At 32.4% G+C, this 20,429-nt stretch carries 15 protein-coding genes; 8 read left to right on the plus strand and 7 right to left on the minus strand.

The window, feature by feature from the left end; translation table 11 throughout:
* Nucleotides 1-49 precede the first annotated feature (49 nt).
* Nucleotides 50-1,066 carry an aminodeoxychorismate synthase component I gene (locus MJQ71_RS06955; protein ID WP_238805786.1) on the minus strand — a complete coding sequence of 339 codons (1,017 nt, stop codon included), beginning with the start codon at nt 1,064-1,066 and terminating at the stop codon, nt 50-52.
* 405 nt (nt 1,067-1,471) lie between these two features.
* Here MJQ71_RS06955 and MJQ71_RS06960 point away from each other — a divergent pair, with 405 nt between their 5' ends.
* Together MJQ71_RS06960 and MJQ71_RS06975 are read left to right on the plus strand one after the other, a co-directional pair.
* Nucleotides 1,472-4,552, plus strand: coding sequence for an amidohydrolase family protein (locus tag MJQ71_RS06960; RefSeq protein WP_238805788.1), 3,081 nt, complete (start codon nt 1,472-1,474; stop codon nt 4,550-4,552).
* 307 nt (nt 4,553-4,859) lie between these two features.
* A complete protein-coding gene (locus tag MJQ71_RS06975; protein ID WP_290370164.1) occupies nt 4,860-7,568 on the plus strand; it encodes a TonB-dependent receptor in 2,709 nt (902 codons plus the stop codon).
* A 67-nt stretch (nt 7,569-7,635) separates the two neighbouring features.
* Here the strand turns inward: MJQ71_RS06975 and MJQ71_RS06980 are convergent, their stop codons facing one another.
* On the minus strand, nt 7,636-8,124 hold the full coding sequence (locus MJQ71_RS06980; RefSeq protein ID WP_238805789.1) for a GNAT family N-acetyltransferase: 489 nt from the start codon (nt 8,122-8,124) through the stop codon (nt 7,636-7,638).
* A gap of 3 nt (nt 8,125-8,127) precedes the next feature.
* Nucleotides 8,128-8,871, minus strand: a complete 744-nt coding sequence (locus MJQ71_RS06985) for a class I SAM-dependent DNA methyltransferase (protein ID WP_238805790.1) — start codon at nt 8,869-8,871, stop codon at nt 8,128-8,130.
* Between the two features lie 179 nt (nt 8,872-9,050).
* Between MJQ71_RS06985 and MJQ71_RS06990 the strand changes: the two genes are divergently transcribed.
* Complete coding sequence (locus MJQ71_RS06990) at nt 9,051-9,329, plus strand: HU family DNA-binding protein (RefSeq protein ID WP_238805791.1); 279 nt, start codon at nt 9,051-9,053, stop codon at nt 9,327-9,329.
* A gap of 100 nt (nt 9,330-9,429) precedes the next feature.
* Here the strand turns inward: MJQ71_RS06990 and MJQ71_RS06995 are convergent, their stop codons facing one another.
* Both MJQ71_RS06995 and MJQ71_RS07000 read right to left on the minus strand, forming a co-directional pair.
* A complete protein-coding gene (locus MJQ71_RS06995; protein ID WP_238805792.1) occupies nt 9,430-11,298 on the minus strand; it encodes a sensor histidine kinase in 1,869 nt (622 codons plus the stop codon).
* A gap of 144 nt (nt 11,299-11,442) precedes the next feature.
* The gene (locus MJQ71_RS07000) at nt 11,443-12,135 is read right to left on the minus strand and encodes a LytR/AlgR family response regulator transcription factor (protein ID WP_238805793.1); all 693 of its coding nucleotides are present in this window, start codon (nt 12,133-12,135) and stop codon (nt 11,443-11,445) included.
* Nucleotides 12,136-12,366: 231 nt separating this feature from the next.
* Here MJQ71_RS07000 and MJQ71_RS07005 point away from each other — a divergent pair, with 231 nt between their 5' ends.
* Nucleotides 12,367-13,671 (plus strand): amidohydrolase family protein, encoded by a 1,305-nt coding sequence (locus MJQ71_RS07005; RefSeq protein ID WP_238805796.1) that lies wholly within the window; start codon nt 12,367-12,369, stop codon nt 13,669-13,671.
* Nucleotides 13,672-13,780: 109 nt separating this feature from the next.
* Here MJQ71_RS07005 and MJQ71_RS07010 read toward each other — a convergent pair whose 3' ends face one another.
* A complete protein-coding gene (locus MJQ71_RS07010) occupies nt 13,781-14,107 on the minus strand; it encodes a DMT family protein (RefSeq protein ID WP_238805797.1) in 327 nt (108 codons plus the stop codon).
* Nucleotides 14,108-14,204: 97 nt separating this feature from the next.
* Here MJQ71_RS07010 and MJQ71_RS07015 point away from each other — a divergent pair, with 97 nt between their 5' ends.
* The 3 genes from MJQ71_RS07015 (at nt 14,205) to MJQ71_RS07025 (ending at nt 17,382) form a co-directional block, all read left to right on the plus strand.
* On the plus strand, nt 14,205-15,458 hold the full coding sequence (locus tag MJQ71_RS07015) for a prephenate dehydrogenase (RefSeq protein WP_238805798.1): 1,254 nt from the start codon (nt 14,205-14,207) through the stop codon (nt 15,456-15,458).
* A gap of 72 nt (nt 15,459-15,530) precedes the next feature.
* Nucleotides 15,531-16,094: a WcaF family extracellular polysaccharide biosynthesis acetyltransferase gene (locus MJQ71_RS07020; RefSeq protein ID WP_238805801.1), complete on the plus strand. Its 564-nt coding sequence runs from the start codon at nt 15,531-15,533 to the stop codon at nt 16,092-16,094.
* A gap of 106 nt (nt 16,095-16,200) precedes the next feature.
* Nucleotides 16,201-17,382, plus strand: a complete 1,182-nt coding sequence (locus tag MJQ71_RS07025; protein ID WP_238805803.1) for a glycosyltransferase family 4 protein — start codon at nt 16,201-16,203, stop codon at nt 17,380-17,382.
* A 61-nt stretch (nt 17,383-17,443) separates the two neighbouring features.
* Here the strand turns inward: MJQ71_RS07025 and guaA are convergent, their stop codons facing one another.
* Nucleotides 17,444-18,973: a glutamine-hydrolyzing GMP synthase gene (guaA, locus tag MJQ71_RS07030; protein ID WP_238805806.1), complete on the minus strand. Its 1,530-nt coding sequence runs from the start codon at nt 18,971-18,973 to the stop codon at nt 17,444-17,446.
* A 265-nt stretch (nt 18,974-19,238) separates the two neighbouring features.
* On the opposite strand from guaA, the gene MJQ71_RS07035 reads away from it, so the two are divergent.
* A complete protein-coding gene (locus tag MJQ71_RS07035; protein ID WP_238805807.1) occupies nt 19,239-20,393 on the plus strand; it encodes an aldose epimerase family protein in 1,155 nt (384 codons plus the stop codon).
* Nucleotides 20,394-20,429 lie beyond the last annotated feature (36 nt).

Below are 20,429 nucleotides of genomic sequence, written 5' to 3' on the forward strand. Positions count from 1 at the left end.
ATTATGAAAAAAAAGGTTATGAAGCTGCCGATTTTGGCATTTTATTGTTTCAAATAACAGGGACATAAATTTTTTGTATCATTTCTTGGTATTCTTTTGTACAAATACTCTTGGCAGTAATTCCTCCACCACTTTTAAAAACTAAACCATTTTTGGTCTTTTCAATAAAGCGAATCATCACGCCAGAATCGAAAGTTTCTCCATCAAAAAAACCACAAATTCCTGTATAAAAGCCTCGTTCAGAGTTGTAGGTACTTTTTTCAGCTTCTGCGATTATTTCTAGGGTTTTGTTTTTGGGAGCTCCAGAAATTGACCCCGCTGGCAACATCTCAAATATTATTTTTCCTAAATTATTTCGCCAATCATCTGCTAATAAACCACTTACTTGCGAACTCACTTGCAATAAATCTTTGCCATCTTCCTTCTTTATTCTGTCAAGATAACGAAATTTTTCTACCCAAACTTTTGACGCAACTTTACTTAAATCATTTCTAATAAGGTCAACAATAGTTGTATGTTCATAAAACTCTTTAGCATCATTTAGCAAGATTTTTTCTGCATTATCAATTTCTGCGTCAATTGTTCCTTTCATCGGAAAAGAAGAAATTTTGCCTTTTGAATCAATTTTTACAAAAATTTCAGGCGAAAAACATACAAATTCTTTAGAAAATGTATCTCCTTTTATCCATATTTTATATTTTGCTTCAGATTGTTCAAAAATTTCAAGCAAACTCACGTTCAATTCAATATCGGTTTCACAAGTTAGGTTTGTTAAAAAACTATTTCCTTGTAGAATATTATGTTGAACGTACCGAAAAGCAATTGCATAATCACTAAAATCAATTGGTTTCTTTGTTAAATAAATCTTTCTATCGACTGATTTTAAAACTGTTGAAATATTACCTTTTCCATTCATCAAAAACTTAATTTGTTGACTATCAATATAATCTAAAGGTTCAACAATTGAATTATGACCTTTAAAGTCACTCAAAAACAAAAAAGCTTTCTTTTCTCTACCCAATAAGTTGATGGTAGAAATCGCTTTTTCTTGGTTTAAATACTTCACTTTTCAAATAAATAATTTGATTCACAAACTAAAATCTCAATCAATTATTTAACATCTGATTATAATTTTTAGTTTTGACCACATAAAAATAAAAAGCTCCCACCAGTATAAATACTGATGAGAGCCGAGCTATTAAGTTGATGATTTAGCTGATTATCATTTTGACAGCAGTCTGAAAATACAGCATTTTATAATGTTTGACGAGAGTAAATCGAATTTTGTTAATTCATCACAAAAATATTTATTAAACATCATCAAAAACAGGTAGAAATACCTGTTTTTGATTGAGAGAAGAAAAAAAACAACTTTTTTTCAAGAATAATCGGGATAATTTAAGATATGAAATTTTGAACTTGATACAAATTTTCTCAACTTCGCATAACCAAACATCGCAAACCAAATACTATGAAAAAATCGTTTATCTACCTAATTACTTTACTTTTCAGTTTATCAGCTTTTAGCCAAGTTACCTTTCAAAGAAATGGCGTTTATGATGAAAGACCGTCACAATATGCGTTCAAAAATGCAACGATTGTAGTTGATGCTCAAACAGTTTTAGATAACGCCATGATTTATATCAAAAATGGTATTATTGAATCTGTTGGAAAAGACCTCCAAGTTCCATCTGGAACTGTCGTATATGACTTAAAGGGAAAAAGAATTTATCCCTCATTAATTGATATTTACGCTGATTATGGATTACCTGAAATAGTTCGTCCTGCAGGAGGGAGAGGTTTTGGCGGTGCTGTTCAACTCGAAACCAATAAAAAAGGAGCTTATGACTGGAATCAGGCAATAAAGCCTGAAGTTGATGCTACGGCTGAATTTAAAGTAAATGCTGCAAAAGCTGAAGAAATGCGTAAAATAGGATTTGGTAGTGCAGCCGTTCACATTGCTGACGGCATTGTTAGAGGGACTTCTGCATTTGTTTCTTATGCTGATGATAAAGAAAACAATGTATTATTGAAAGGCAAAGTATCGGCTCATTATTCGTTAGATAAAGGAAGTTCAACTCAATCATATCCAGTTTCATTAATGGGTGCAGTTGCTTTGCTTCGTCAAACTTATTACGATGCAGAATGGTACAAAAAAGGCGGAAAAATGCAGGAACGTAATCTTTCCTTGGAAGCTTTCAATGAAATGCAATCGTTACCTCAAATTTATGAAGCAAGCGATAAATTAGGTGTTTTGAGAGGAGATAAAATTGGAAAAGAATTTGGAATACAATATATTTTAAAAGGTGCTGGCGATGAATACCAAAGAATTGATGAGATAAAAGCCACAAACAGTTCATTAATTATTCCATTAAATTTCCCCGCTGCATACGATGTTGAAGACCCTTTTGATGCTTCAATGGTAAGTTTAACAGAAATGAAACATTGGGAAATGGCTCCTGCAAATGCTAGTTTTTTAGCAAAAGCGGGGATTAATTTTGCACTTACAACAGCAAGCATTAAAAATAAAGGCGATTTTTGGACAAATCTACGAAAGGCTATTGAGTTTGGTTTACCAGAAAATAAAGCTTTAGAAGCACTTACTTCAACTCCAGCAAAGCTACTTAAGGTTGATAATTTGGTAGGAAGTTTGAAAAAAGGTATGATTGCAAACTTTATTATTACGTCAGAAAACCTTTTCAGCAAAGATAATATCATTTACGAAAACTGGATTCAAGGTAAACGCTATATTTTGAATGATATGAATGTGACCGATATTCGTGGAAATTATACCTTGAATATTGGAGAAAAAAACAATTTTAAATTAAATATTTCAGGAAAAATCGACAAACCTGAATATCAATTTATTAGCAACGATACTATTAAAACAACTCCTAAAGTTAGTCGCTTGAGTGATTTATTCACGATTACGACAAAATTAGATAAAAAAGATGCCAATGAAACTCGCTTGACTGGCTATTATGATGGCAAAAACTTCAAAGGTGATGCAATTTTGGGTGATGGTGTACAAGTAAAATGGGAAGCCTTATTTAAAGAAGATGCAAAAGCCGATGTTGCAAAAAAAGATACTACTAAAGCAAAAACTCCACAAGTTGGTCAACTTATTTTTCCGTTTACGGCTTATGGGAATGCTCAAAAGCCACAACAGGAAACAATGTTGATTAAAAATGCAACAGTTTGGACAAACGAAAAAGAAGGTATCATTGAAAATACTGATATTTTGTTGCAAAATGGTAAGATTGCCCAAGTTGGGAAAAATCTTGTAGCTCCTACAGGAGCAAAAACAATTGATGGAACTGGCAAACATTTAACAAATGGTATTTTTGATGAACATTCACACATTGCATTGTTTTCAATCAATGAAGGACAAACTGTTTCATCAGAAGTTCGTCAAGAAGATGCTCTTAATTCTGAAGATATTAATATTTACCGTCAATTAGCTGGTGGAGTTACTTCTTCTCAATTATTACATGGTTCAGCAGATTGTATTGGTGGTCAATCGGCTTTAATTAAATTAAAATGGGGTGAAAATCCTAACAATTTACTAATCAAAGGTGCTGATGGTTTTATAAAATTTGCTTTGGGAGAAAATGTTAAAAATGGTAATAATCCAACACCATCAGCTCGATTCCCACAAACACGTATGGGAGTTGAACAAGTTTATGTAGATGCCTTTCAGCGAGCAAAAGAATATGAAAAAGCATGGAAAGATTATAATGCACTTACTAACAAATCAGGCGTTACTCCTCCAAGAAAAGAGATTGAATTAGATGCCTTAGTTGAAATTTTAAATAAGAAAAGATTTATTACTTGCCACTCATACGTGCAGTCGGAAATTAATATGTTAATGAAAGTTGCCGAGTCATTTAATTTCAATATTAATACTTTTACACATATTTTGGAAGGTTATAAAGTAGCCGATAAAATGAAGGCTCATGGCGTTAATGCTTCTTCGTTTTCTGATTGGTGGGCTTATAAAATGGAGGTTAAAGATGCAATTCCTCATAATGCCGCCATATTAACCAAAATGGGTGTTACAACTGCCATAAACTCTGATGATGCAGAAATGGCTAGACGTTTAAATCAAGAAGCGGCCAAAACAGTTCTTTATGGAGGAATGAGTGAAGAAGAAGCTTGGAAAATGGTAACGTTGAATCCAGCAAAAATGCTTCACTTGGATAATCGTTTAGGAAGTATTAAAGTTGGAAAAGATGCAGATGTTGTACTTTGGAACAATAATCCTTTGTCAATTTATGCTCGCCCAGAAAAAACAATTATTGATGGAACTGTTTATTTCGATATTGAAAAAGATGAGCAAACAAGAGAATCATTGGCAAAAGAACGTAATCGCATCATGTTAAAAATGCTCGCTGAAAAGTCATCTGGTAATCCAACCCAAAGAGCAACACCAAGAAGAAATCAACATATTCACTGTGATACTTTCTTAGAATTAGGTGCAACAGAAGATTGTACTAGATGTGCTTCTGGAGGCCGAATTTTTGGTGCAAACTTATTTGGCGGTACTGAATAATAATATTTAATTGGTGAAACAAAAAAAGGACTTGAATAAATCAAGTCCTTTTTTTGTGAATTTTCATTCATAATACTATTTTATTTATGTATGTGACTTTTTCAAAAAATAGCAATTCATGCACATGTTTTTTAAAAAAATTTCATTAATCGTTTGTCATTTTTAAGCAAAATAGCATTTTATCATAATTATATTTTGCTATTTATTGAATACTTAAAATATTATTCCGAAAATTTGCAATTTCATAAACAATCTCAATAACTTAGCAGTTTAATAATTATTAAAAACCAAATATTCTTTAAAATCTATGATGAATCGTTTCACTTACTCAGTGTTAGTGTGCTTGTTATTTGTTAGCAATACCCTACTAGCACAATCCCGTACAGTTAATGGAACTGTAAAAGATGCAACAGGCTCAGGTGTACCAGGTGCTGGTGTAAAAATTAAAGGAACTACAAAAGGAACTTCAACTGGTGCTGCTGGTGAATTCAAACTCGATGGTGTTGCTGAAAATGCTACACTTGAAATTTCAGCTATTGGTTACGAAACTCAAAGTGTAAGTGTTCCAGCTTCAGGCGACTTATCAATTATATTGAAAGATGCTGCAACTTCACTCGATGAAGTAGTCATCTCAGTTGGTAGCCGTAACTCAAAAAGAACCTTGACAGATACTCCTCTTCCGATTGACATTGTCTCTACGGCAGATTTAAAAAGTACTGGCCAAACTACATTCGACAAAGCTTTGCAATACCGTGTTCCTTCATTTAACACGGTACAAACGCCTGTTAATGATGCAACGTCGCTTCTTGACCCTTATGAAATTCGTAATATGGGACCAAGCAGAACATTGATTTTGATTAATGGAAAGCGTAAAAACTCAAGTGCCTTGACTTATATTCAAACATCACCAGGCCGTGGTGAAAGTGGAGCTGATATTTCAGCAATACCAACTGAGGCAATCAAAAGAGTTGAAATTTTACGTGATGGAGCATCAGCTCAATATGGCTCTGATGCAATTGCGGGTGTAATGAATATTATCTTGAAAGATAGATTTGAGTATGGCTCTGTCACATTAAATAGTGGTGTTACACACAAAGGTGATGGTGGAGTTGCAGGAATTACCTTGAACAATGGAGCAAACTTTGGAGAAAAAGGCTATATCAATTATACTGTCGGTTTATCTCACGTTGGCCTAGCTAACCGTCCTGGTGTAGTAAGTGCAGAAGCTGAAGCTGATGGAGATTTAGGGTTTGGAGCCCCACTTTCAGATGTTCAGGCTTTCTTGAAACTTAAACCCGATGCAGGAAATATCAATGGCTCACCAGAAACAGCCGCAGCGAAATTTTCAGTAAATGGTGGTGTAGGAATTGGTGCTAATTCAGAACTTTATTACACAGGTGCTTATGTTTTCAAAAAAGTAAACAGTTTTGCAAACTATCGTACGCCATATTGGAGAACATCTGATGATGGATTACTACATGCTGCAGGTACTCCTTATTTAGGCTATGTACCAACATTTGAAGGCGACTTGAATGACTATAATGGAACAATTGGTGTTCGCTCAGAAAAAAATGGTTGGAAATCTGATGTTAGCTTCACCGTAGGCGGAAACAAACAATTATATACAGTCAGCAATTCAAGAAATAGAGGATTAGGTAAAAATAGCCCAATCCAATTTAAACCAGGCGGTTATGAATTTAGTCACAAGGTTGGAAATATTGACCTTTCTAAAGCATTGAGTGAAAAAGTAAATTTATCAGTTGGTTCTGAGTTTAGAGCGGAAGAGTTTACTATCATTGCTGGAGATACAGCTTCTTATGCAACTGCTCCTGGTGCAGACTCATTCCCAGGTATTAGTGCAGCAAATGCAAAAACATCAACTCGCTACAATTTTGGTGCTTATGTTGGTTTAGGTATCGACATTACCAAAGATTTCTTAATTGATGGAACAGCTCGTTTGGAAAAATATAGTGATTTTGGAAACGCATTTGTTTGGAAAATTAGCTCTCGCTACAAATTTGCTGACGATAAAGTTACTCTTCGTGCATCTATTTCAACAGGCTTCAGAGCTCCATCAATGGCTCAAAGTAATTTACAATTAGCACAAGCTAGTTTTGTTCCTGGACAAGGTATTCAAACAAAAGGTATTGTAAATAATAATAGCCCGCAAGCATTCTTATTAGGTGTACCAAAGTTGAAAGCAGAAAACTCTGTTAACTTTACTGCTGGTTTAGGCCTAAATCCTACTAAAAACTTTAGTGCAACGTTAGATTTCTATAGCATTAAAGTTGATAATAGAATTATCTTAAGTTCAGAAATTGCTGCTGGAAGTGGAGCTCAAGCAGCTGCGTTAAATAAAATTTTGGAAGATAATGGAATTGTCGCAGTTAGCTTTTTTGTAAATGGTATCAATACACTAACACAAGGTTTAGACTTTGTTGCTAATTACAAAAATGTCGTGTTAGGTAAAGGTAAGTTAGCCTTCAATTTTGCAGGAAACTATACTTTGAAAAACGCTAAAGTTGGAGAAGCATTGACACCTTCATTAATTAAAGCCGCGGGACAATCAATCATCGATGCTACACAAGAAGCATTATTATTAACTTCTCGTCCTAAGTATAAAGCAATTTTAGGTGTTGATTATGTAGTTGGTAAAATGAATTTCAATGTTAATAATACTTTATTTGGGCCGACAACTTTCCGTCAAAATGGTTTGAATGCAAACTTGAAAACTGTATTTGACCCTAAAATCGTAACAGATTTAGGTGCTAATTTTCAATTAGGTAAAAGTTTAACTTTGGGATTGAATATCAATAATTTATTCAATATTATGCCAAAATGGAATCTTGTTGCTCTTAATGCTGCAGGTGAAGCCATTTTGAAAGACCCGAAACAAGTATTTTTCAACACCAATTTGATTACATTTAATGGTCGCTATTCAAATGTAACTTATGATGGCTCACATTTTAGCCAATTAGGAACTACATTTGCTGCAAACTTAAATTTAAGATTCTAAAATAACTTATTGAAACTAAAAATGCTCCGAAATGTAATTTTCGGAGCATTTTTTTATAAAATAATTATTAATCCAACCATTGATACATAACGAAAGCATCAACTAATCCAAGTTTTTGATGTTGAAATGCTTTTGGTAAACGCCCTATAATTTCAAATCCACATTTTTGCCAAACACGAATTGCCACTTCATTCGTACTAATTACGATATTAAATTGCATTGCTTTGAAACCTATTTTTTTAGCTTCTATCAAAGAAAAACGGCACATTTGTTCAGCAATTCCTTTTCCTCGATGTCTTGGATGAACCAAATATCCTGCATTTGCAACATGAGAGCCTAAATCTGGTTGATTTTGTTTGATATAAAAAGTGCCAACAACTTCTCCATCATTTTCACAAACAAAAGCATATTTATCATCTGCAGACCAATAGTTTAACATTTGTTCCTGGCTTGAATTTGGGTTAAATACCAAAGTATCGCCTTCATTAATAACAAGTTTAAGTATTTCCCAAACTTCCGCAGCATCACGGCTATATTCAAATTTTCTAATTATCATAAATTATTTAATCTTTCGAGCAATAAAAAAATTATCATCCCAAGCATACGATTTTTTTGGTAAAATATCTATTAACTCAAAACCTGTCAAATTCAAAAATAAAGTTAATTCATCTTGTGTAAATGCCCTTAATGTTGAAAAATCATTACCTATTTCTTCAAAAAAACCATCAATATTTTTCTTGAAATAAACGGAAGTCCAATCCCAAGTCCAACCATTTTGTAGATTAATTCTATTATTGCTTATTCTTTTGTAATGATTATCTTTAAAACTTGCCATAAGTTCATCAACTTTTTCATTCTCAAAAGTCAAAAATAATTTTGAAGCATCGATTGCATCAAACATCAGTAATCCACCAATATTCAATAATTGATTTATGTTTTTCAAACCATCAATAAGCCCTTTATTTTCAGTCAAATAACTAATACTTCTACCAGTAATGATTGCACAATCAAATTTTTTCGTTTGCTTAAAACTCCTAATATCTCCATTAACAAACTGAGCTTTTGGAGCATTTTGTCTAGCAATATCAATCATTTCTTGAAATAAATCTAGCCCAAGATATTGATAGTTTGCAGTAATTAATCGCTTTGCCAAATTCCCAGTTCCACAACCAATTTCAATGATAGATTCAATTTTGTTAGCTTTAAGATGTTCATCATAAAATTCAAACTCCTCATCATAATTAAAAAGTGTTTGATAAATTTCATGATAAACATTGGCTAAATTTGTATATAACTTACTCATTTTATAAAAAATTTTCTTAGCATTTAATTATTTTGTAACATTAAAACTAAGTTTTATCCATTAGAAATGTATTTCATTTGCTAAATTTATTGTTTGATTGTTCGTTTTTAAAAAAATATTTTTTAATCGAATTTTGTGATTGTTAAACTAAATACTTTTAAAAGTAAATTGATAAGTACATGACTAAGTCTGAATTGTTTAATAAAATATCGGCAGACACTCATCTTAAAATTGATGAAGTTTCGGCTACTATTGAAACATTATTTGAATTAATCAAACAAGAAGCCACTGCGGGTAATAAAGTAACTTTCAAAGGATTTGGTTCATTTACTGTAAAAAAACGTTCTGCAAAAAAAACTCAGTTAATTCATAAGAAAAAAACTATTTCAATTGAAGAATATTACATTCCTTCCTTTTTACCTTCTGCTGCTTTCAAGGAACTTACTAAATCACTTTAGTTTTTTCTATAAAATTAAAATCGTAATCCAAATAAAAGCACAAACATGCTTATTCATTAAAAGTAAGCTGTTTAGTGCTTTTTTTATTGAATGAAAACAATCATTCTGCAATCGGGAAAATTAATTCAAATATAGTTCCATTTCCACTTTTAGCTAATATTTCACCATTATTCTGCTCAATCAAATCTTTGCACAAGGATAATCCAAGACCAGTTCCTTTCTCACCTTCTGTACCGCGGTTTAATTTTGGATTTGTGAAAATAGTTGTTAATTCGGCAGATGTAATACCAATCCCCGAATCTTCAATAATAATTTTAACAAGTTTATCTTCAATCAACGCACTAATAGAAATCTTACCAAATCGTGGTGTAAATTTAATTGCATTATTTAATAAATTTCGGATGATTGTTTGGATATGATTTTCATCGACATAAATTAACATATTTTGTGGCAAATCGCTTTCTAAAAGAATTTGCTTTTGTTTGGCTAGTTCAATAAAAATATCCAAAATATCATCAATCAAATCTTTTACTTCAACGGTTTTGAAATTTGGTTTAAGTCCATTCATTTGTGAAAGTGACCATAAAAGCAAATTTTCTAGTAAAGTATAAATATTATCTACATTTTGTTGAAGTGTTTTAGATAATTCAACAAAGCTTTCGGACGTCAAAGCTTTATTTTCAAACAATTGTAGCAAGCGTTTTATAGAAACAATTGGATTCTTCAAATCGTGTGCGATAATGCTGAATAATTTATCTTTTGTTGAATTTAATTTTCCCAGTTCCTGTTTTTGAATTTCTATTCGTTTCTTATTTCTTTGGAGTATAATCAAAAAACTGATAAGCAAGACAACTACAACAATTGCAGCAATGAGCAAAATTAATTGCTGTCTTTTTTGAACTTCTAATAAGGTAATTTTAATTTCTTTTTTTTCTAAATCTAATTCTGTTTTCAGTTGGAGTATTTGAAACTTACTATCGTTTGTTTGTCTTTTTTGTTCAAGCCACAAACGGAGTTCAGAAATTTCTTTACTAGCAAAATATGCTTTTTTATAGGCATTTTGATTGAGATAAACCGGTAAAATACTTCGATAGGCTATATACAAATGCAGCGAATCAGGCTTAAGTTTAAGCTTTTCTAACTTTATCATTTTTAGAAAAATACTTTCTGCAACGCTGTAATGTTGTACATAATTTTCTAATCTTGCTGAGTCAATCATATTAATGAAATAGCTCTTGCTTTTTTTTCTTTTATTTTTAACATCATAGAGTTTCCGAGAAAATGATTGTACAATTTTCTTTTTCCCCTGAAGTTCAAGAATCTCACAATAGTCCAATCCAAAAGAAAACCAATGCTCGAAATCATATTTTTGACAGGCAGCCATTGCATTGAGTATTGAAGCTTCTGCTTTCTTATAGTCTTGATTCCGAATGTAACTACCAGACATTATATCATAAGTATCGGCAATTACTTTCCAGTTTTTTGATTTTTTGGCATTTTCAATTGCTAATTTATAAATATCATCAGGATTTGCAGTCTTTTGATGTTCAGCAATAATTCCAATTAATTGATAACATCTTGCTAAATTCAGGAAATCATTATTTTTTTTAGCAACTTCAACACCTCTATTTAGCCATTTTAATGCTTTTGTTTCATCCAAAGCTTTCGATTCACCTCTAGGAAAATACAAATATGTGTAACCGATTTGGTGCATTGCTTGAGCCGTTTCAAAGGCATAGTTTTTACTTTGAGCCAATTGTAATGACTGATTTAGGTAATAAAAACATGAATCTATATTAACGTTTTCATATTGTTTCCCTAATTCAAGGTATAATTGAGTTTTTAATGAATCAGTCTTAGCATGTAATATTTGTTTCTTTAATAAAGGAATATTTTGGGCATAAGCATATCCACACCAAAATACAATGATTAGGCAACTGAAAACTTTTTTAAATGTTGATAAAAACATTGAGGTTTTGGTTAGTAATGAATCATTTTATCAAAAAAATGCCAACTATCGTATAACTTACTATTACAATTTATAATAAGTTATTCAATTTCCATTTATTTTTTCTAAATTTTAATAATTCAAATGAGCAATTAATAAAGAAAATTATAAGTCATTCTGAATGGTTTTCTCGACATTTTCTCTGTAGTAGTTTCCCAATGGAATCTTGATTTTATCAATCAAAATGTATTTTGCAGCAATTGCGGTAATCCGTGATTTTGAAACAAGATAGGATTTATGCACCCTGAGCATATTTTGTTCAGCAATTTTATCTTGTAAATTTGAAATTGACTCACTAATTACAACAATTTTTTCGTCAGTATGTACTTTAGTAAAAGAACCATAGGCTTCTATGTAAACGATGTCATTAATACTAAATTTTATTAATTCACGTCCTGCCTTCAAATAGATATTTAATTCTTCATTACTTTCATTAGGATTTCCACTATCAATAGCTCTACCAACAGCTTTCAAAAATCTTCCTAATGGATAGGGTTTCACAAGAAAATCAATCACTCCAATATCAAAAGCTTCAACTGCAAATCCGACATGAGACGTTGTAAAGATAACTTTAGGAGGGTTTTTAAGAGATTTAATAAACTCAATACCATTAATATTGGGTAATTCGATATCAACAAACATAAAATCTATCGTTCCTGATTGAATCAACGGAAGAGCATCCAGAGGTTTTGAGAAAATTTGAATTAATTCAATATGAGGTAAGTGCTTGAGGTTTTGTTCGATAAACATTTGTTCAATTATATCATCTTCAATGATAATACACTTAAAACTTTTCATATCAATAATTGGTGGTTTGTTTATAATTCACAAGTATAGTAGTAAGAGCCTCAGCAAAATAATTTAGCAATTTACATTTTATATTCATATTCTAAAAATTCATCAATAAAAACTGTGTTAAAATACTTAGTTCAATCTAAATAAGGGTAAAATGGCACACAGATTTGAATTAAATATTTGGAATTAAGCATATTTTTCACAAAATTTGTTCATCAAACTAAAACCTGCCTAATGAAAAAACGATTATCACTTCTAAGCTTACTACTTTTAAATTTAAGTGTCTTTGCCCAAAACCCCGCTCCAGCAGCTGCTCAATCTAAACCCATCGCTTTAGTTGGAGGAACTATTCATGTTGGTGATGGAAAAATCATTCAAAATGGAACGATAATATTCGACAAAGGCATTATTACTGCTATTGGCGATGCTTCGACAACTGTTGATAAAAACTCAACAGAGGTAATAAATGTTCAAGGAAAATCGGTTTATCCTGGAATTATTGCTCCTGCGGCCTTGATTGGTCTTGTAGAAATTGGTTCTGTTCGCTCTACATTCGACCAAGCTGAAAATGGTCAATTTAACCCAAATATTCGTTCGCTAATTGCACATAATACCGATTCAGAAATCATTCCTACTGTTCGTGGAAATGGAGTTTTGATTGGTCAAACAACACCAGAAGGGAGCATTATTTCTGGTACATCTTCAATCATGGAGTATGATGGTTGGAACTGGGAAGATGCTGTTTTGAAAAAAGATGATGGAATTTGGCTAAATTATCCAACATTGATTGCTCGACAATTCAGTCCAGAAGAAAGTCGTTTTGTTGTAAAGAAAAATGATAAATATATTGAGCAAAAGAATGCACTCCAAAATTTTCTTGCTGATGCGTTAGCTTATGCAGAAATAACCAATCCAAATCCTAAAAATGCTAAATTGGAAGCAATGAAAGGCTTATTTGATGGTTCAAAAAAACTATTTATTAGAACTAATTATGGTAAGGAAATCATCGAAGCAAGTAAGTTAGCTCAACAATATAAAGTAAAAAGCATTGTAATTGTTGGTGGTGAAGAAGCAGATTTAGCTCTAGATTTTTTGAAAACAAACAATATTCCTGTAATTGTTTCGCCAACGCATCGTTTACCAAACACACCTGATGAAGATGTTTGGAATCCTTATAAACTTCCAGCACGATTAATGAAAGCGGGTGTTCTTACAGGAATGTTTTATACCGAAGAATTTTACAAAACCCGTAATTTACCATTTGTTGCAGGTACATCAGCTGCTTTTGGTATGGAAAAAGAAGATGCCTTAAAAATGATTACGCTTAACAATGCCAAAATTTTGGGTATCGATAACCTAGTAGGTACACTTGAAGTAGGAAAACAAGCCACTATTGCAGTTTCTGAAGGTGATATTTTGGACATGAGAACCAATAAAGTTGAATATGCTTTTATTAGAGGTAAAAAAATCAATTTGGATGACAAACAAAAACGTTTGTACAAAAAGTATGTAGATAAATACGGTATCTCTGGCAAATAATTTAGTTAAATTTCATCGAAAAAGGGTTACATAAATAATTTATGTAACCCTTTTTCGATGAAGAATAACCAATTATTACTTAATAATTCAAATCCAATAATAGTCATATTTACTCTCGAAAAACAACCCAAACTGCTAAAAAAACCAAAGCAAAACCTAATAGATAATTCCATTTTAATGGTTCTTTCAAATAAAGTACCGCAAATACTACAAAAATCACTAAAGTTATGGCTTCCTGAATTGTCTTTAATTGAAAAGCATTGAATTGACCATATCCTAATTTATTTGCAGGAACCATAAATAAATATTCAAAAAAAGCAATTCCCCAACTAATTAAAATGGCTTTCCAAATTGGCAAATCAGGCCTTTTTAGGTGTCCGTACCAAGCAAATGTCATAAAAGTATTTGAAACGATTAGTAATAATATTGTTCTCATGTCATTTTCTGAGGAAATAAAAATTAGATAAATTCATTACTTTTGTAAAAGTAATGAATTTATCTAAAAACGACTCCTTTGCTGGAGACAAGAGTTTATGAAAATTGGTATTATAGGTTTAGGCGATATGGGAAAAATGTTTGCTCGAATTTGGGCAAATAGTGGTTTGGATGTATATGGTTGTGATTTACCTCAAAATCGTGAATTATTGGAGCAAGAACTAAGTCCATTTAATATTACTTTGCTTAATGATGGTGTGGCGGTGTCACGCCTTTGCGATTTCATTTTGTATTCAGTTGAAGCTGAAAATATCGAAAAAGTTGTCGCTGAATGTGGCCCTTCAACTAAATATGGAGCTATTGTTGCAGGTCAAACTTCAGTAAAAACACCAGAAATAGCATCTTTTGAGAAACATTTACCTAAAGATACTCAAATAGTTACTTGCCATGCTCTTTATGGCCCAGCGGTAAATCCAGTTGGACAAACCCTCGTTTTGATTAATCATCGTGCTAATAATTCGGCTTTTAAAGAATGCCTTGAAATCTTTGAAAAGATAGGTTCGACGATTCACGAGTTAGAAGATTTTCATGCCCACGACCGAATGATGGCTGATATTCAGGCTGTTACACATGTTGGCTTTGAAAGCATTGGTACGGCTTTTATGCATCGAAAAGTATATCCATGGGAAAACATTTTGCATCCAAATGGTTTGGATAATGTAAAATTATTGATGACTTTACGAATTTATAGCTATAAATTTCATGTCTATTCTGGACTTGCATTACAAAATCCTTATGCAAAAAGAGATGTCAGGAGCTATGCAAAAGCAGAAAGCGAACTTTTTGAGTTGATGATAGAAGAAAATGAAAAAAAATTTCGTAAAAGGATTTTAGCTGCTAGAGATTCGGTTTTTAAAGATAAGAATTCGGCCTTAATGCTCGACGATAAAATAATGAATGAGTTTAGTCTAAGTCAAGATTTAGGTCATAAACCAAATTCTCATCTCAGCTTATTGGCAATGGTTGACACATGGCACAAACTTGGCACAAATCCATATAAAAGCTTAATTTGCCAAACTCCGCCATTCAAATTAAGAGTTGGCATGGCAGAATATTTATTTTTAAACGAAGATTTATTGGAAGAAACTATCAAAGCTGCATTATTTGATAAGAGTATTCGTGGGGAAGATTTAGCTTTTCACACCGCTGTACATGAATGGGCTAATATCGTGGAAATGGGTGATAAAGAAAGCTATCGAAAGCATTTTGAAGCAACCAAAACCTATTTATCAGACCGATTGGAGGAAGGAAGAGCAAAAAGTAGTCTACTAATTGCTAAACTTCAAAAGTAATTAAATATTAATCATTCAAAAACTACTGTATAGCATAATTATTGTTACAAATTAACTATTCATAAAGCATTGATGAACAAAACAGATTTATCGAAATATAATAATGATTGGTACAAAAAATCAAATCTAACCAAAGGGTTTCTGGTGACTTTGATATGGTTTATAGTGAATAAAATTTTCCTTAATTCTTATTTGTTAATACCGGTTTCATTTAAAAGAGCCATTCTTAGATTTTTTGGGGCAAAAATTGGTAAAAATGTAATGATAAAACACAGTGTCAATATCAAATATCCTTGGAATTTGGACATTGGTGATAATGTTTGGATTGGTGAAAATGTATGGATTGACAATTTGGGAAAAGTTAAAATTGGCGATAATAGCTGCCTTTCACAAGGGGCTTTACTTTTATCAGGAAATCATAATTATAAATCAAGCACTTTCGACCTAATTGTTGAGGATATTATTATCGAAGATGGTGTTTGGATTGGAGCAAAATCAGTTGTTTGTAGTGGAATTACTTGCCATTCGCACTCAGTTTTATCAGTAAATTCGGTTGCTACAAAATCTTTGGATGCTTATTACATCTATCAAGGAAATCCAGCAAACGCAATCAGACAGCGAGAAATCGCCTTTTGATAAATAAATCAATAAAAATATTTCATATTATCGCTCATTACATTAAAAAAAGTCGTTATTTTGTGTATATTTTATTAACCAAAAAGTTCAAAAAACAATAGTTCTAATGTTTCCAACATTTGAATCGCTTATCCCAGATAAGAACATACAAGTCTTAATTTCAGCAATTATCGCAATGGTTATTAACTTGCGTTCAATTCCTGTTATTATAAATATTAGTGGGCTTCGTGGATTAATGGATAATCCTGTCAAACGTAGTTCACACAAAACTCCAACTCCAACTTTTGGAGGTGTTGGTATTTTTGCAAGCATATTAATCGGTTATATGATTTGGAACTTTGGCGATGAAGGAATTCTGATTCATAAAGTTTTTGCGGGAACAGTTATATTATTTTTCTTAGGTATAAAAGATGATTTATATGCACTTTCACCCACTAAAAAAATGATTGTTCAAGTATTAGCTTCTGCAATTGTTGTAGTTGGTAGTGACCTCAGAATTTATGACTTTTTTGGTATTTTTGGCATCAGTCACATTCCTTATGTAATAAGTATTCTTCTAACAATTTTTATTTTTGTAGCGATGATCAATGCTTTTAATCTTATTGATGGCATTGATGGATTGGCTGGAGGAATTGCAATGATTGCGAGTAGTGGATTTGGATTGTGGTTTTTGGTCAATCATCACTACTCTCTTGCTTGTTTAGCCCTTTGTTTAGCTGGTTCACTGGTAGGTTTTCTTCGCTTTAACTTTTCTCACACAAATAAAATTTTCATGGGAGATACTGGTTCTCTCATTATTGGTTACATTATTACAGTTTTAGCAGTAAAGTTTATACACTTAAACGTTATGCACGCTTGGGAAGCTGATATTTCGTTTGTCTCTGCTCCAATTATTGCCGTTGTTATCTTAATTATTCCAATTTTTGATACGATTCGGGTTTTCTCGATTAGAATTTTGCGTGGAAAGTCGCCATTCAAAGCTGATAGATTACACATGCATCATTTATTAATTGACAATAATTTATCACATATGAAGGCTTCGTTTACGCTTTATATTGTAACCATTGTTTTGACCGTAGTTACGTATTTTGCAAGAAGTTATTTCAGCAATACAGAACTTTGTTTCCTAATTCTTTTCTTGCTCGTTTGTTATTTTTTAGTTGGAAATTGGCTTGAAATAAGACGACTAAAAATGAAAAAAGAAGAGTTAGGCGTAGGAGATAAGATTGCAACCGCAACCAATAATAACACAGAAAAATTACAACTTGAAAGTATTAGTGCGAACTAAATCTAATAATAGAATAAAATAAAAAGGGTCAATTTGAAAATTCAAATTGACCCTTTTTATTTTATTCCCACTCAATTGTTGCTGGTGGTTTTGAACTTATATCATAAACAACTCGATTTACACCTTTCACTTTATTGATGATTTCATTCGAAACATCTGCTAAAAACTCATACGGTAGGTGAGCCCAATCTGCTGTCATACCATCAATACTTGTGACGGCACGTAACGCAACAACTCTCTCGTAGGTTCTTTCATCTCCCATTACACCAACGCTTTGAATGGGAAGAAGCATTGTACCAGCTTGCCATACTTTATCGTATAGCCCACTATTTTTCAAACCATTAATAAAAATAGCATCAACTTCTTGTAGGATTTGTACTTTTTCAGGTGTTACATCACCCAAAATCCTAATTCCTAAACCTGGGCCAGGGAATGGATGACGTCCTAAAATATTCTGTGGAATATTAAGTGCTTTACCAACTTCTCGAACACCATCTTTAAATAACAATCGAAGTGGCTCTACAACTTGAAGTTTCATGAAATCAGGCAAACCACCAACATTATGATGCGACTTAATTGTTACAGATGGACCTTTCACCGAAACAGATTCAATTACATCTGGATAAATTGTGCCTTGTCCAAGCCATTTTGCCCCATTTATTTTATGTGACTCTGCATCAAAAACATCAATAAAAGTCTTACCAATAGCTTTTCTTTTTTCTTCGGGGTCTGTCAAACCTTTTAAAGCAGTATAGAATTGTTCTTTGGCATCAACACCCAAAACATTCAATCCCAACCCTTTATAAGATTCTAAAACTTCTTCAAACTCTCCTTTTCTGAGTAAACCATTATCGACAAAAATACAGTAAAGGTTTTTACCAATAGCATGATGAATCAGCGTTGCAGCAACCGAAGAATCAACTCCACCTGATAAGCCCATCACAACTTTATCATCGCCTAGTTTTTCTTTCAATTCTTTAATTGAAACCTCAGCGAATGAATCTGGAGTCCAGCTTTGTGAACAATGACATATATCAACAACGAAATTTTTAATAATCGTTTTTCCGAGTATGGTATGCGTTACTTCTGGATGAAATTGAATACCGTAAACGGGCTTATCTTTGATTTTAAAAGCTGCAACTTTAACAGTATCCGTCGAAGCAATGATATCAGCGTCAGAAGGTGGACTCGCAATCGTATCACTATGAGACATCCAAACTTGGGTATCATCACTTACATCCTTAAAAAGTGCGTAACGATTGTCAACCTTATTCAAAATTGTTCGTCCATATTCACGAATTGAGGATGGTGCAACTTCCCCACCACCAGTTTGAGCCATCATTTGAGCTCCGTAACAAACGCCTAATACAGGTACCATTTTGGCAAATTCTTGCCAATCAACAATAGGTGCATCTTCGTCTCTTACTGAACATGGGCTTCCTGAAAGAATTACGCCCTTAATATCGGAAGTAATTGGGGGGATTTTATTGAATGGGTGTATTTCACAATACACATTTAGTTCTCGTACTCGGCGTGCTATCAGTTGAGTAAACTGTGAGCCAAAATCAAGAATTAGAATTTGTTCTGTCATGGTAGCATTTCTAAAATACAAAGTTAGAAGAAAATGCTATTTAGTGCAAATTATAAAATTGTATTTCGCTTTTACTGACAAGAAAGTCAAAAATTAGTATTAAAATATTACACTTTTTCAAGTATAGATAAAATCAATTTCGGGATTTTTGCAATTGCTTTCCATGTTATCACATCATTTTCAGAAAAAGCATTTGCAATTATTGCTCTATTAGTGCTAATTTACACAAAAATGTTATTTTATCTATTCAAAACTCTCTAAAATCATGAAATTAAAAGCATTATGCTTTGTTTTTGGCTCTTTGCTAATACTTCAAAGTTGCACCTCAAAAAAAGCGGAAAGTTCTTCTGACACAACTTTAAATAAAGTTGAAAAAGTTACATTCGGAACATTACCTGATGGGCAATTGGCAGACCTGTATACTTTAAAAAACTCTAGTGGAATGGTAGCCAAAATATCTAATTATGGCGGAACAATTATTTATTTATCAGCACCCGATAAAAATGGAAAATTTGAAGATATTACTCTTGGCTGCGACTCTTTGAAAGATTACTTAAATGGTGTTCCATTTTTTGGTGCGTTAGTTGGCCGTTACGGAAACCGAATTGCTAAGGGAAAATTCTCTTTAGATGATAAAGAATATACATTGGCCCAAAATAATGGCATCAATTCTCTTCATGGTGGAAAAAAAGGATTTGATAAAGTGCTATGGCAAGCAAAAGCTGTTGATGGAGAAGAACCTCAACTGATATTAAATTATACTTCGGCGGATGGAGAAGAAGGGTATCCTGGTAAATTAACAATTGAAGTAGTTTATACATTGCAAAAAGATAATGCTTTAAAAATTGATTATAAAGCTACAACTGATAAATCGACAGTTTTAAACTTAACAAATCATGCATATTTTAACTTATCTGGCGATTTTAGCAAGGATATTCTCGACCATGAAATTATGCTTCAAGCAGATAAATTTTTACCCGTTGACGAAACATTGATTCCAACTGGTGAATTGAAATCAGTTACTGGAACTCCTTTTGATTTCACAAAATCTTTTAAAATTGGAGCAAGAATAAATGAAATCAATGATACACAAATTAAATTTGGAAAAGGATATGACCATTGCTGGATTTTCGCTGATTCGAGCAAAAATCTTAAAAACATTGCTACTGTTTACGAGCCACTTTCTGGTCGAGTGATGGAAGTTTCTACAACAGAACCTGCTGTGCAGTTTTATACTGGAAATTTTCTTGATGGAAAAGTTATTGGAAAAGGTGGTGTTGCTTTGAAATATCGCTCTGGTTTTTGTTTAGAAACTGAACATTATCCTGATTCACCAAATCAATCGAAGTTTCCAACAACAGTTTTGAAGCCTAACGAAACTTATCAGACTACAACAATTTACAAGTTTTCGGCAAAATAATTTCGCAAAAAAAGCTAGTATATATTTTATACTAGC

This window comes from Emticicia aquatica (assembly GCF_923079645.1).
GTDB lineage: Bacteria > Bacteroidota > Bacteroidia > Cytophagales > Spirosomataceae > Emticicia > Emticicia aquatica.